General features: G+C 41.7%; 12 protein-coding genes. 7 read left to right on the plus strand and 5 right to left on the minus strand.

The features are described 5' to 3' along the window. Nucleotides 1–375 precede the first annotated feature (375 nt). From BCU57_RS10265 to BCU57_RS10285, 5 genes are all read left to right on the plus strand, one after another. The gene (locus BCU57_RS10265) at nucleotides 376–1668 is read left to right on the plus strand and encodes an OmpP1/FadL family transporter (protein WP_102437501.1); all 1293 of its coding nucleotides are present in this window, start codon (nucleotides 376–378) and stop codon (nucleotides 1666–1668) included. Between the two features lie 214 nt (nucleotides 1669–1882). Next, entirely contained in the window at nucleotides 1883–2956 is a 1074-nt protein-coding gene (locus BCU57_RS10270) for an efflux RND transporter periplasmic adaptor subunit (RefSeq protein WP_102437503.1), read from the plus strand. 3 nt (nucleotides 2957–2959) lie between these two features. Beyond that, nucleotides 2960–6223, plus strand: a complete 3264-nt coding sequence (locus tag BCU57_RS10275) for an efflux RND transporter permease subunit (RefSeq protein ID WP_102437505.1) — start codon at nucleotides 2960–2962, stop codon at nucleotides 6221–6223. 22 nt (nucleotides 6224–6245) lie between these two features. Continuing rightward, the gene (locus tag BCU57_RS10280; RefSeq protein WP_102437507.1) at nucleotides 6246–6455 is read left to right on the plus strand and encodes a DUF2892 domain-containing protein; all 210 of its coding nucleotides are present in this window, start codon (nucleotides 6246–6248) and stop codon (nucleotides 6453–6455) included. A 61-nt stretch (nucleotides 6456–6516) separates the two neighbouring features. Further along, nucleotides 6517–6885: a rhodanese-like domain-containing protein gene (locus BCU57_RS10285; protein ID WP_102437595.1), complete on the plus strand. Its 369-nt coding sequence runs from the start codon at nucleotides 6517–6519 to the stop codon at nucleotides 6883–6885. A 100-nt stretch (nucleotides 6886–6985) separates the two neighbouring features. On the opposite strand, the gene purU is transcribed toward BCU57_RS10285, so the two are convergent. The 5 genes from purU to BCU57_RS10310 form a co-directional block, all read right to left on the minus strand. Beyond that, entirely contained in the window at nucleotides 6986–7858 is an 873-nt protein-coding gene (gene purU, locus BCU57_RS10290) for a formyltetrahydrofolate deformylase (protein WP_102437509.1), read from the minus strand. 200 nt (nucleotides 7859–8058) lie between these two features. Beyond that, the gene (locus BCU57_RS10295) at nucleotides 8059–9531 is read right to left on the minus strand and encodes a PTS transporter subunit EIIC (protein WP_102437511.1); all 1473 of its coding nucleotides are present in this window, start codon (nucleotides 9529–9531) and stop codon (nucleotides 8059–8061) included. Then, nucleotides 9483–9947: a flavodoxin gene (locus tag BCU57_RS10300; protein WP_102437512.1), complete on the minus strand. Its 465-nt coding sequence runs from the start codon at nucleotides 9945–9947 to the stop codon at nucleotides 9483–9485. Before BCU57_RS10300 ends, BCU57_RS10295 begins: the two co-directional genes overlap by 49 nt. Nucleotides 9948–10387: 440 nt before the next feature. Beyond that, nucleotides 10388–11233, minus strand: coding sequence for a tRNA pseudouridine(65) synthase TruC (gene truC, locus BCU57_RS10305; RefSeq protein ID WP_102437514.1), 846 nt, complete (start codon nucleotides 11231–11233; stop codon nucleotides 10388–10390). Nucleotide 11234: 1 nt separating this feature from the next. Beyond that, nucleotides 11235–11552 (minus strand): YqcC family protein, encoded by a 318-nt coding sequence (locus BCU57_RS10310; RefSeq protein ID WP_102437516.1) that lies wholly within the window; start codon nucleotides 11550–11552, stop codon nucleotides 11235–11237. A gap of 119 nt (nucleotides 11553–11671) precedes the next feature. On the opposite strand from BCU57_RS10310, the gene BCU57_RS10315 reads away from it, so the two are divergent. Further along, a complete protein-coding gene (locus BCU57_RS10315; RefSeq protein ID WP_102437518.1) occupies nucleotides 11672–12700 on the plus strand; it encodes a DUF3549 family protein in 1029 nt (342 codons plus the stop codon). After that, the gene (locus tag BCU57_RS10320) at nucleotides 12697–13083 is read left to right on the plus strand and encodes a DUF3301 domain-containing protein (protein WP_102437520.1); all 387 of its coding nucleotides are present in this window, start codon (nucleotides 12697–12699) and stop codon (nucleotides 13081–13083) included. The genes BCU57_RS10315 and BCU57_RS10320 overlap by 4 nt, the downstream gene beginning before the upstream one ends. Nucleotides 13084–14165 lie beyond the last annotated feature (1082 nt).

A 14165-nucleotide genomic window follows, 5' to 3' on the forward strand; every position in this document is an offset into this window, starting at 1 on the left:
CCTGCCGACTTTTTCGTTAACAACAATTAGTCGGCTGGCTCATTTCTAGAGTAAAGATTCTAAACTCAGCGTACAGGTGTTAGCTAAAAAGCAGCCCTAGTCACAATTCTTAATTACAGCAACCTAACAAAGTTATCATTATAAAATCAAACTCAAACCACTGAAATTACAGCGTTAACTCCCACAAAGGTTTGTAAGACCTTCTCACAATTATATTTAACAGCTCAAATTATTAACAAAAATGCAACACCAAAAGTCACTGGTCGGAGTTGTATAGCTTACTTGTGTTACCTAAGATGCGCTCAAATATAAGTGGCAGTGATATGAACACATGCAGTATTCATGCATATGCGACAATAAAGATGAGCAATAATTATGACTAAATTCAACAAGACACTACTGGCAGCAGCTGTAGCTTTAGCAAGTACTCAAACATTCGCAGCGGGTTTTCAACTCAACAGCCAGTCTGCAACCGGTTTAGGCCGCGCAATGGCGGGGGATGCCATCATCGCAGATAACGCTTCAGTATTGGCTCGCAACCCAGCGGCAATGGCATTATTTGATAAATCAGCAATTTCGGTTGTTGGTAGTTATGCCGATGTGAATGTTGAAGTTAGTGATGTCATGATTGGCGATGATCAATATTTAGGCGGGATTGATAATGCTGCAGAAGCTAAGCTTATCCCAAGTTTTTATTACATCAACCCGATTAGCGACAAATGGGCTTTTGGTATCGCTGCATTCAGTAACTACGGTACAGGCACTGATTTAGCCCCGCTAAATTCAGGTCATGACATCAATACCCCAATTGATTTATTGGGTAATACTGAAGTGACCACCATTAACTTTAATGCTAGTGTTTCATATCGTATTAACGATTCTTTGAGTTTAGGTCTGGGTATTGATGCCATAAAAGGTATGGGAACACTGACTAGGCAAGGTAATTACACATTCTCTACGCCTATTGGCGATTTACCTGCAGATCTAGACCTTGTCAATATTGATGCAGATGGTTGGGGATTTGGCGCCATTTTCGGTCTTGCTTATGAAATTAATGAAAATAACAGAATCGGCTTAAGCTATCGCAAAAGCCCGAACATGAAGGCTTCAGGTGACATTACATTTGGTCAAGATATTAACCTAGGCAAAATACCACTTATGGTAGCCGAAAATTTTGATGAAATAGATATCCCTCTGGCCGATATTGCCCAGCTTGCTGGTTTTCATCAGCTAACTGACAAGTTCGCTATCCATTATACAGCCCAGTGGACCAGCTGGAGTAACTTCGACAACATCGAATTAACAGATGGTGATAAAGGCTCTGATAGTTATATTCTTAAGCATTATAACTGGGATGATTCTTGGTTCTTAAGCCTTGGTGCCACTTATGACATCAATGATAAATGGACTGTAAGAGCGGGTATTGCAAAGGACCAAGGTGTGGTTGGTGAAGTATCATCGCTATCAATCCCTGATTCAGACCGTATGTGGTACTCAGCAGGTTTTAGTTACCACATTAATGAAAAATCGAGCATTGATTTCGGTTACACCCTGGTTGCTGGCGAGAAAGTCCATGTTATCGAAGATAGCCTGTTAACTCCTTCTATTGGCGCTTATACAGAATCAGGTGCAAACTACTACTCATTACAGTACAACTACACTTTTTAAGCAGACAGTGACTTAAACAGACTTCATTAAACAGATTGAGTAATTAAAACTTATTCTATATCACTAAAACGGTTAATAATTTAAAAACCATCGATGATCCATCGGTGGTTTTTTTATATCTGCTATACTTTCATTAGATTTTTCTCATAAATGAATTGCGCTTAACATTAAAGTCCATTAGAATTTTCTCATAAACAAATTTTTGAGGTGGTACATGGCAACCTTTCACAAACGCTTATCTTTATTTAGTGCAGTAATACCTACTTTGCTGGCTATTGTTAGCTATAGCGCTATAGCTGATACAGACAAACTAAAAACCGATAAAGCTTTTGATACCCTAACAGTCACTGAAACAGAGTCTGTTTCATCAATAATCATTGATGGACAAGTGGAAGCGATTAAAGCCGCTACCGTGTCAGCACAAACCTCAGGGCGCATTATTCAGGTCAATTATGATGTCAATGATGTGGTCACCGCGGGCGCGTCTTTACTTGAAATTACCAGTGATGAGCAGACCGCAGAATTTAATGCGGCAGAGGCTCAGCTTGCCAGTTCAGAAGCCATGAACTTTGAAGCACAAGCGACACTGACTCGTTATGCGGCGCTGTTTCCTCAAGGGGCCATATCTCAAGGGCAAATGGATGAAGCAACCGCCAATGCCAAATCCAGTAGACAAGCGGTATCCGCGGCAAAAGCTCAGCTTAATAAAGCAAAACAAAGTTTAAATTACACTGTGGTTTCTGCGCCATTTGAAGGCCGAGTGACTGAACGCTTTATTGAACTCGGTGAAACCATTTCATATGGTCAGCCATTATTTTCCGGTTTTGATACCCGAGAGTTACGTGCCACTTTTAATGTTCCCTCGCGTTACTTAGCCAACCTGCAAGCGGCTAAGCAGCTTGAATTAACCTTAACCAATGGTGAAAAAGTTATCAGCAACGATATCAATGTTTACCAATTTGCCGATGCCAACAGTCATCAGCATCAAGTAAGAATTAACTTTAGTCATCCTCAAGCACTCACCGGCCAATGGGTTAAAATCGCGGTACCCGTTAAAACCAGCAACGTGGTCATTATTCCCTTAAGTGCTCTTTATCAGGTCAATGATCTGGATGGCGTGTACCGAAAAGTGGGTCAGCACACCTTGTTAACACAAATTCGCCTCGGAAAAATTGACAAGCAACAGCAAACCGTTGAAGTGTTATCAGGTCTTGATAAAGGTGATGAAATTATCCTTAACGCCAGTCGCTACGTGTTACTGCGCGCAGCTAACCAAAGTAAGGAGTAGTTCATGGCTAATTCAGAACCTCGTTTAGGTATTTCTGGCACCATTGCGAAGAACTTTCAAACCAGTGCTATCACCCCTTTACTGGCTATTTTGGCATTACTACTCGGCTTATTTGCGGTGCTCATAACCCCTAAAGAAGAAGAGCCGCAAATTGATGTCACCTTTGCTGATGTGTTTATCCCCTATCCAGGTGCAAGTCCTACGCAAGTCGCTAATCAGGTTACCTTACCTGCCGAAAAAATTATTTCAGAAATTAAAGGTGTTGATACCCTTTATTCATTCTCACAGCCTGACGGCGCCTTAATCATTGCCATCTTCAAAGTGGGCATTGCTCGAGAACAAGCTGTTGTCGATTTATACAATAAAATTTATTCTAATCTTGATAAATTCAATCAAGCCGCAGGCATTGGTGAGCCGCTGATAAAACCTCGCGGTATTGATGACGTACCTATTTTTGGTCTCACCTTATGGTCAGATGATCCCACCATGAACCCTGAGCAACTCACTAAAGTCGCTACGGTACTAGAAACTGAACTAAAACGTATCCCAGGCACCCGTGAGATATATTCTCAAGGTAGGCATGAGCTTATTGCCAATGTTCGCTTAGATCCTAGTAAGCTAAACAGTTTTGGGGTCACGATTGAACAAATTGAGCAAGTGCTAAACAGTAATAATTCCGTCTCAACAACAGGTTCATTAACCCAAAATAATCAAGAGATTAAGGTTCAAACTGGACAGTTTTTAGACTCAGTTGACGATCTTAAAAACCTGGTTATCAAAGTAATACCCGCTAATAACTCAATCACTGAGCCTGCCAGCGCCAAGGTGGTTTATTTAGCCGATGTTGCTGATATCACCTTAAAAAGCGATATTCAAAAGCAGCAGGTCTGGTATGCTAATCAGCAAGGTCAATTCCCTGCTGTAACCATTGCTATTGGTAAGCAAGCCGGTGAAAACGCGGTAGATATTGCCGGTTTAATTACAGATAAAGTTGCCAAACTCGATAACTTACTTATTCCTGATAACGTCAATGTCGCTGTTTCCCGTAACTATGGCGCTACCGCGGGCGAAAAAGCCAGCACACTGATATTTAAATTAATTTTTGCTACCGCTGCAGTGGTGATATTGGTGCTATTAACTATGGGCGCCCGCGAATCAGCCATTGTTGGCGTCGCTATTATTATTACCTTAGCACTGACATTATTTGCCTCATGGGCATGGGGCTTTACCCTTAACCGTATTTCACTTTTTGCACTGATATTTTCAATTGGGATCTTAGTGGATGACGCCATTGTTGTGGTAGAAAACATTCACCGTCATATGGCGATGAGTAATAAACCGCTCACAGAATTAATCCCACAGGCTGTGGATGAAGTGGGCGGGCCGACAATTTTGGCCACCTTTACCGTTATTGCGGCATTACTGCCAATGGCGTTTGTTTCTGGCTTAATGGGGCCTTACATGAGCCCTATTCCCATCAATGCCAGTATGGGCATGCTTATCTCGCTATTGATTGCTTTTGTGATGACCCCATGGCTGAGTAATAAATGGCTTAATGCCAAAGCTCACCGAGGTAACACCAGCAGTGACCTAAATGAGCAACCCCATACAGAAACAGCCTCAACTAAATTACTGAGCTTTTTCACTTTCATCATGAAACCATTTCTTGATGGTGAACACGCCAGTAAGGCGCGTAAAGCTATGGCGTTAGGCATTGTGCTACTAATCGCACTCGCGGTGTCATTACCCTTCATGCAAGCCGTTGTGCTTAAAATGCTGCCTTTTGATAATAAATCGGAGTTTCAGGTGATTGTTGATCTACCTGAAGGCACGCCGTTTGAGCAAAATCAAAAACTGCTACAAGAGCTTGGACTTTATCTGACGACTGTTGAAGAAGTTGAACACTTGCAGTTGTACGCAGGCACCCACTCGCCAATGAATTTTAACGGCCTAGTGAGACATTACTTTTTACGTGAAAGCCAAGAAGTGGCTGATATTCAAGTCAATCTGGTTGAAAAGTCAGAACGTGATAGAAACAGTCATGATATTGCTATGTCAGTGAGAGAGCCTTTACAAGCCATTGGTGTCGCTTACAATGCCAATATCAAAATTGTTGAAGTGCCTCCAGGGCCACCAGTATGGTCACCGATTGTGGCTGAAGTTTACGCACCGACCACAGCGCTGCGCGAACAAGCGGCTAACGATTTAATGAGCCGTTTTCAGCAAACTGAACACGTTGTAGATGTGGATATTTATTTACCCGCACAGCAAAGTAAATGGCAAGTAAGTATTGATCGTAATCGCACTGCAATTGCTGGGGTGGCTTACTCAAGTATTGTTAATACTATTCAAGCGGCAATTGATGGCAAAGATACCAGTTACCTTTATCAAAGCAACTTGCACCTGCCAACACCAATCAGGCTGCAGCTTGATGAAGCCGCCAAGGTGGATATGCATCAGGTGATGTTATTAAAAATCCCTTCAGCCTCAGGAGCAATGGTCACCCTTGCTGATGTGGCTTCAATTAAACAAACCAGCATTGATACCACTATTATCCATAAAAATATGGTGCCCATGATCATGGTCATTGCCGATATGGCAGGCCCGACAGGCAGCCCTTTGTATGGCATGTTTGATATGGTAGGCCAAATAAACCATGAGCAAGAAAGTGGTGAAGCAGCATACCCAATGAGCCAATACTTTGCCAATCAGCCCGACGGCTTAGATGAAGTTGCCGTACTATGGGATGGCGAGTGGAAAATAACTTATGAAACCTTCCGCGATATGGGTATTGCTTATGCGGTGGGTATGATTGCGATTTACTTATTAGTAGTCGCACAATTTAAATCTTATACCGTGCCACTGATTATTATGGCGCCCATTCCATTAACCATTATTGGGGTCATGCCAGGACACGCAATACTCGGGGCGCAATTCACCGCCCCATCAATGATAGGCATGATCGCGCTGGCCGGTATCATAGTGCGAAACTCAATTTTGCTGGTTGATTTTATCCATCAACAGGCAACCGAAGGTGTGCCGTTTGAACAAGCCGTGATCAATGCCGCTGCAGTGCGCGCCAAACCGATTATGTTAACGGCCTTTGCCGCCATGATTGGCGCACTATTTATCATTGATGATCCGATTTTTAGTGGGCTGGCAATCAGCCTTATTTTCGGGATATTTATTTCAACCATTTTAACCTTGGTCGTTATCCCAGTGCTGTATTACGCAGTAATGAAAAACCGCCAAGGGATCCACAACTAATCTAACGTTTAAGGAGTTACTTATGTCTATTGAAAGATCAATTATGGCTTTTGCCGGCTTTATGGTGCTGTTATCTTTAGTGCTTACCGCTACCGTCAGTCACCATTTTATTTGGCTGACAGCATTTGTTGGTGCTAATCTATTTCAAAGTGCTTTTACTGGTTTTTGTCCCGCCGCTATGGTGATGAAAAAACTCGGTCTAAAAACCGAAGCTGAAAAAGCAACCCAATAGCATTGCAAAAATATATCAATAAGGAGCCACAGTGCAGCTATTAGATTGTAATAAATTGACCATGCAAACAGTTAAAGCGCTCACCCTACTTGCCATGTGCTTAATGGTATTAACAGTGAGTAAAATCAGCGTTGCCCAAGATATGAATCCCGTTATTGCGTGGGAAAAAATTAACAAGGGTGCGATGATATTGGATGTAAGAACCGCTGAAGAGTTTGCCGCAGGTCACCTTGAGGGCGCGATTAATATTCCCTTTAATATCGCCCTTAAAGAGCTAAATAAACAAAATATTGCCAAAGATACAGCCATCGTATTGTATTGCCGCAGCGGCCGCAGAAGCGGTATTGCCAACGATGAGTTAGCCGCTGCAGGCTACACTCAAACTTATAACGGTGGCGGCATTGCTACTTTATCAGCAAATAAGCAATAACCCGCTTTATTAACGCTTACAGCTAAATGAGCCCCTTATTGGATATAAAAAAGGTCTGCCAGATAACTCTGACAGACCTTTTTGTTACTTCATTAAAAGTCTAAAAAACCACGGTTTTGTTACCATAGACTACTACTTGTTCATCAAGGACAAGCTGCAGGGCTTTACTCAGCACGCTTTTTTCAACATCGCGGCCATTATGAGCGAGTTCTTCTGCGCTGAAACTATGATCAACATTAATCACATCTTGTTTGATAATAGGCCCTTCATCTAAGCAATTATTGACAAAGTGGGCTGTCGCACCAATGATTTTTACCCCACGCTCCCACGCTTGACGATAAGGTGAGGCGCCAATAAATGCCGGTAAAAATGAGTGATGAATATTGATAATGGTATTGGGAAACTCAGCGACAAACTCAGGAGTTAAAATTCGCATATATTTTGCCAATACAATGTAATCAGCATTATAGTTTTTTATAACCTCAAGCATCGCTTGCTCGTGCTGGGCTCGGTCTAAACCTTCATGACTAACATGATGAAATGGAATATCAAACTTTTCAGTTAAGCCTTGCAACACATCGTAGTTACCCACCACTGCAGCGATCTCAACATCTAAACCGCCATAATAGGACTTCATTAAAATATCACCTAAACAATGGGCTTCTTTGGTGACTAAAATGACTATACGTTTTCGGCCTGCATCCACCAGCTTCATGTGATTTTGTAAAGGTAACACCTCAGTTAAGTCGGCCAATAACTGCTGATCGTTAATTTGTCCTTCAAGGACTGTACGCATAAAAAAGCGCCCTTGTTCATGGTCAACAAACTCGGTGTTTTTAATAATATTTAGCTTATGGGCAAAACACACCCCGGTAATTTTAGCGATAAGGCCTTTTGCATCTTCACAATCAGTGATCAAAATTTTTCGCTCTAGGCTTGCTGTATTGTTAACTGGGTTACTTTTAGACTTCATAAACTATTGGCTCACAAGAATTAAATCGATGACGTTTACATTCAAATAAAATGCAGCTGGCTAAAAACTATATTTTACTTTTAACATAGCTTTTATGGGAGATGTAATTAAATAACCAGATATATCAATAATTGATTTTTTTATAGCAACCTAATTATTAAATAGTTAAAAGAGTTGCTATATTTATGAGGTTTTAATAATCATTTACGGGTGTCGATGTACTTTTGCAGTAGTTTGCGCAAACTTTCCGCCTTAGTCCCAAATACCACCTGTACTCCATGCCCCACTTTGATCACCCCTTTCGCGCCTAAGCGCATCAACCTGGGTTTATCGACAAGTTTTGGATTCACGACTGTAATCCGTAAGCGGGTTAAACAAGCATTTAATTCAACAATATTGTCTGCCCCGCCAAGAGCACTAATCATGCTGCGTAGGCTTTCTTTATTGCCGTGACCATCAGCTTCTAACCGCCCAGGGGTTTTTAAGTTAAATGCTACAATACTCACCCTAAATAAAAGATAATAAACAAACCCCGTTAATGGCCCTAAAAACCAAATCCATTGAGTATTACTTGATTGAGCAAACAACAAACTGAAATCAATCAGTCCGTGGGAAAACACCACACTGTGTTTTACTTCAAGCAAAACACAAACGCTATAGGCCACACCAGTCAGAATGGCGTGAATTAAAAACAATATCGGCGCCACAAACATAAAGGCAAATTCAATGGGTTCGGTGATCCCAGTTAACCAACTTGCGGTTGCCGCTGACAGCATAATCCCGGCAACGCGATTACGTTCAGATTTATCCGCGCTACGCCAAATAGCCAACGCTGCAGCAGGGAGTCCCCACATTTTTATGAGGTAACCCCCAGCAAAATTACCCGCAGCAGGATCACCAGCAAGATAGCGAGCTATTTCACCTCTCACCAATTTACCGTCATCAATATATTGTCCCACTTCCAAGTAAAATGGCGCGTTCCAAATGTGGTGTAGGCCCAATGGAATAAGTAATCGTTCAATGGCGCCATAAACACCAAAGGCGACAGCAGGCTCTTGATATACAGCCCATAAGGATAAAGAATCGATTTCATAGGCCAGTGTGGGCCAAATATGGGCCAAGATAAACGCCATCAGCATGGAAAATGGAATAATGATTAACGCAGCGCTTCGATGGCCTTCAAAAAATGAGAACACTGCTGGCAGTTTTACATTTTCACTCAATCGCACCACCAAACAAGTCAGCGCGCCAATCAGCACACCACCAGCAATTCCGGTATCCATTGTCTCCATCCCCCAAATGGGCCTCGAGGGTAAGTGATAAAGGGTTGTCATTGCTCCAAGGCTTGAAATATAAACGCCAAAGCCAAAAACTGCGACAAAGGCGGCAATACCTTGGTCTTGACAAAAGCCAATGGCAATAGCTATCGCAAATAATAGCGGCATCATGGTAAAAATTAGATTACCCACATTCGAAAGCACGATGGCGAGTTCGGTAGATATAAAAGGAAGGGGATTGGCAGAAAGCCCGAGCATGACACCTGCAGCGGGTAAAATGGCGATGGGAATTAACAGCGCCTGACTAAGACGCTGAGCAAATTTAAACCACCGCTGGCTTAATAACCTTAACTGCCTTGCGACTGGGTTACTGCGGTTTGCCAAGTTGTTATCCATTGTGTGGCTTCTGTTTCTGGTTCCATGGTTTCACAGGCATCGATTTCAAGGCGCGGCGTAATACTGGTTGCACCGAGTTCAGTAAGCAGTTCATCAAATTGTTTTCCTCCGCCGCAGAATGTTTCATAGCTTGAGTCACCTAAGGCAATAACGCTGTAGTTAAGCTTAGGCAAATAAGGCGCTATTGAGCGCAACTCATTAAACCATGGCGCAATATCTTCAGGTAAGTCACCGTGACCAGTGGTAGAGGTCACTATGATCAGTAATTCATCTTCAGCTGGAACATAGCCCAATAGCTCAGTTGGCTGAAACAATTGGGTATTAAAATCCAATTGTGCGATCTTATCGGTTAATGTTTCAGCAACAAATTGTGCACTTCCATATACTGTTCCGAACACTATATTAACTTTATCCATGATATACTTTTCCCCAAGCTCACTGACTGCATTGATTATTACAGCTTAAATGCTGACTAATTTGAGTTAATAGCTTCACCATACTGCATTCCAGCGCTGGGCTGCAAGTATGAAATACAAACAAAAGTAACAACTTATCTAAACGTTAAGGTTATTGTTATGCGCCAAGCCAACCGGCATAGATTGTTCAAACTCCAGCATAAGGCCGCCCATATTAGGCGAAACTTTTACTTTAGATGTGAACAACAAGATACTAGCGAGCCACTTGCAAAAATTGATGAGTTCGAGAAGTTGAAGGCATTATTGTTAAAACACAATAAAACCCCTTTAAAACAAAGTACTTAATAAGCGCACTTACCAAGTACTTGGATTTATCTTTAAGATTCTTACGTAACTTATTATTACGTGATAGTTTTTACGTAAGAATTTTTTATAGCCTACTAAGCAATATCCATAGGTGCTGAGCAATCAAGCGCATCATCCCAGCCAAACTGCTCAAATATCCTCAGCCATTCTTGCTCCAATTCTGTTTCTATATGCATTTTCTCTAAGGTCACAGGATGAGTAAAACGAATTGACTTAGCGATAAGCCATAAACGATTTATCTCAAAGTGCGATCTAAAAAACTTATTCTGCTTACCATCACCATGGGTGGTATCACCAATAATAGGATGACGTAAATGTGCCATATGTCGTCTCAGTTGATGTTTACGGCCCGTTTGCGGTGTAAGGTTAATTAAGCAAAAGCGGCTACTGGGATAACGTCCAGAACTGTATGGGATCTCTGCATTCATTAACGGCTTATAATCAGTTACCGCTTCTTGTGCGGGCTTATCTTTATTGGCCTTTTTGTCGGCAACATCATCTAGTTCTACTTTTAAAGCGTAATCTAAACGGCCTGCCTCATGCATATTGCCTCGAACCAAAGCGATATATTCTTTCGTCACTTGATGATGTTCAAACTGCTCACAAAGCGCTCTGGCGACTTCACTGCTTTTGGCAAAAACTAACACTCCTGATGTGGGTCTATCTAATCTGTGCACCGGAAACACATGGCAGCCCACTAGGTCTCGAGTCAGTTGCATCGCAAAAAAGCGCTCCTTTCTTGCAAGGTAACTGCGGTGCACCAACAAACCAGCCGGCTTATGAATAACCACCAGATGCTCATCTTCAAAAAGAATTTCTAACTCAGGCGGTGTTTCATCTTCAAGCCCCTCCGCTGCTAGCGTTTCAGCTTGAAGGCTCGCTGCATCTTCTTGGTCATCGAAATATTCATCATCTATCATGTTATTGCTCACTTAAAAAGGTGTCTAACTCAGCCAATAAACGTATCAAAGGATTAAGATCATCACGCTGACTCCACACATGTGCCGCCATAGGGGCTAAGGCTATTTGAGTAGGTAAAGCCTGCTTCATACAAATAAGCTGTTGCATCTTAGGGATAAAAATAAACTGCAACCATTGCTCAAACCCCATGGTATCGCAGGCAAAAGGAGAACTGCTCGCAAGCGCTTGAGCAGAAGGTTTAGTCGATGACCAAAAGTTTGCATCTTTAAGGTTTTGTTCTATCTGAATTAAGTATTGCTCTGTTTTAATATACGGCATAACTGTGATTTATCGCTCACACAAGTTTGAAATAACACGATTGTTTGTGCGACTAATTATATCATCAGGAGGCAGTTAACCCTATAATACGCACAAGTTAATCGCTATATAAAAACACCATGACACAACTCGAAACCCTAAGTGAATTTTTAGACACCGCTAATACTCAATTTCAGGTTTATGATTTAGGCCGCAGAGTCGAAAACATCGATATGATGTTGTTTAATCAAATTGAAGCATTAAAAACCCCTTACCCTTTTCCAACTCAAGGTCATGCACAATTTGCCATCGTGTTTTGGCGCGAAGCACAGCCACCTTTTATTTGGTTTTTAAAGCTGCCACTGGATGAGCAAGGCTTGTTGTCTCCAGCGCAGCGCAGTCAATTCATCAAAATGATCCTCGAAGCTCTAGGGCAAGATCCAACCAAAGCATTAAGTGATGAAGAACAAGAGCGCTATGCTAATCACCCTTTTAGCTTCAAGCCTAGCCAGGAAAAGCTAGCTCTATTTAATGCCTTAGTAAAACGTCAATTAAGCCAGCAACCATCAGCGCAATATCAATTTGCCGCTAGCTACTTTGCTGCGCTGATAGCAAGTCCAAAGAAAGTGGATGACTCGTGGCAGCAGTTAGGGCTTCAAGGCATTGCCGACATCTGTGTGCGCCTAGATCAACATAACCACGCTGCAGAAATTAATGCCGCTTTTGAATTTGCCCCAGTTGAAGTTCAAGCAGCTATTTGCCAATGCTTAGAACATGTGACCATTGATGCAGTGCTTGCACAAACCTTGTTTGATAAGTTATCTCAAGCGCCGGTTGAGCATAAGCATATCTATCTTAGAGCCCTTGCTTCACAAGCTGAGTTAACTCAAAAAGCCATTAAGCAATTGGTTAATTACCAACAACTTGATGAAAACTTATTGATCACCATTGCTGCCAGAAACTGGATTGCATTAAAAGATGACCAAACTCGCAAACTTTATCTAGAAGTCTTAGCAAATCAGCCACAAATCTTCTTTAACCAAGTATTTGCTGATATCGTGTCTATACCGAGTTTACGCCAGCCGCTGTTGCTTGAACTAAGAAATACCGAACGAAGTGAGAAACTATCAGCGGCTATTGGCGGTTTATTTAAGGCACTAAGCCAATGATGTCAGATTTTATTTTAATCGTAGCAGTCGTGGTTGTGGGCGCATTCTTTTGGCAATTACGACAAATGGCAGAAATTAGCCGTAAGTATGCTGAAAGCGCCTGCGGCAAGCAAAAAGTACAACTCCTTGCTATCGCAATGGAGTCAGCAAGACCTAGCCTGGGTGGTACTACTGGCCTTTGTTGGCGTGCTAAATTTTTGTTTGAATTTAGCACCGATGGCATGAACCAATATCGCGCGCATATCCAAATGCATGGTAAAAAAATAGAAAAAATAAATTGGCCTATTTTCCCAGAGCCAGAATGGATGGATGCGCCGATGGCAAAAGGTAAGTTTGGTGGTTGTGGCGGCGCATCTAGCTGCAACTCCGGAAAGTGTAAGTAATTTATTGGCTTAACGACTCAATAGGTAAGCCATACTGCATAAACCATTTTTTACTGGAAAATCGTTATTTATTAAACGCTAGCCAAAAGAAAGACCGCGACAAATCATTGCCGCGGTCTCTTGTGCTTTTGTTAAGCCATCCAGCTATTGTTGTGCTCCCTGCACCATCCATGCGTCTAACTTGCTCCGAGCGCTATCCTTATTCAATCCTTGATATTCCTTGTACACTTAAGTACTTTCCATCTTACTCGATTATCCATTGACCGAGCCTGCTCAAATCCTTAAGCGTGTCCTTAATTCATCCTTGGGGTTCTTCCATGACATCCTTTAATCAAGTTATTGCATCCAATGCAATCACCATAAATCCCTTATGGCGTAAATCCCTTAATTGATGTCCTTCAATCTAATAAAGTCGCTTATATCCATAAACTGCAGTGATGGGGTATTAGTTAACTCCTTGTCACTAACCTTTTAATCATGCCACTGTCCATAGCGTACATTTTACCTTGATTTGAAAGTCACTGTAGAGCAGAAAACACTTTACTTATAATCCTATTGATACAACTTAAGCACTTCCTGTGCATATTTGCTTTCTTGGTATCTATTATAGTTCATATGGTTCAACAGGTAAGTCATAAGTATTCACATTACAGCGTAATTACAAAGTAGTAACACCACTAAACCAACAGGCGTCAAATTAAAATCAATAAAAACAACAACTTTAAAATAAACCTAATTTAAGGCGCGTTTCAAATGCGATAAGGCTTACACCCCTTGTGAGATATATCGCACAAACACTCTGGCTATTAGGGAAATTAACCACTGCAAAAAAATTCACATATTTAACATTTGTATTTCTGAAATGTAAAAAAGCGCAATCCTAATAAATTAAGATTGCGCCTATTTTACGCTCTGTTAGCTTATCCGGCTAAATTGTGCTTCCCTGCTCCATCCATGCGATTATTTGCTCCCTGCTCCCTTTATTCCCTGTTACTCAATTTCCTTGTATTCTTGCCAGTTGCTGAATACTTGAGCTTTCAATCCATTGAACAGTCTATCCCTTTGACTGACAGTTTTACTCC

The organism is Shewanella sp. 10N.286.48.B5 (genome assembly GCF_002874355.2).
Taxonomy (GTDB): Bacteria; Pseudomonadota; Gammaproteobacteria; order Enterobacterales; family Shewanellaceae; genus Shewanella.

Bases quoted from the DNA above. Each gene is read 5' to 3' on its own strand.
- BCU57_RS10265 (WP_102437501.1), top strand. From the start codon at position 376: ATGACTAAATTCAACAAGACACTACTGGCAGCAGCTGTAGCTTTAGCA.
- BCU57_RS10270 (WP_102437503.1), top strand. From the start codon at position 1,883: ATGGCAACCTTTCACAAACGCTTATCTTTATTTAGTGCAGTAATACCT.
- BCU57_RS10275 (WP_102437505.1), top strand. From the start codon at position 2,960: ATGGCTAATTCAGAACCTCGTTTAGGTATTTCTGGCACCATTGCGAAG.
- BCU57_RS10280 (WP_102437507.1), top strand. From the start codon at position 6,246: ATGTCTATTGAAAGATCAATTATGGCTTTTGCCGGCTTTATGGTGCTG.
- BCU57_RS10285 (WP_102437595.1), top strand. From the start codon at position 6,517: ATGCAAACAGTTAAAGCGCTCACCCTACTTGCCATGTGCTTAATGGTA.
- purU (WP_102437509.1), bottom strand. From the start codon at position 7,858: ATGAAGTCTAAAAGTAACCCAGTTAACAATACAGCAAGCCTAGAGCGA.
- BCU57_RS10295 (WP_102437511.1), bottom strand. From the start codon at position 9,531: ATGGATAACAACTTGGCAAACCGCAGTAACCCAGTCGCAAGGCAGTTA.
- BCU57_RS10300 (WP_102437512.1), bottom strand. From the start codon at position 9,947: ATGGATAAAGTTAATATAGTGTTCGGAACAGTATATGGAAGTGCACAA.
- truC (WP_102437514.1), bottom strand. From the start codon at position 11,233: ATGATAGATGATGAATATTTCGATGACCAAGAAGATGCAGCGAGCCTT.
- BCU57_RS10310 (WP_102437516.1), bottom strand. From the start codon at position 11,552: ATGCCGTATATTAAAACAGAGCAATACTTAATTCAGATAGAACAAAAC.
- BCU57_RS10315 (WP_102437518.1), top strand. From the start codon at position 11,672: ATGACACAACTCGAAACCCTAAGTGAATTTTTAGACACCGCTAATACT.
- BCU57_RS10320 (WP_102437520.1), top strand. From the start codon at position 12,697: ATGATGTCAGATTTTATTTTAATCGTAGCAGTCGTGGTTGTGGGCGCA.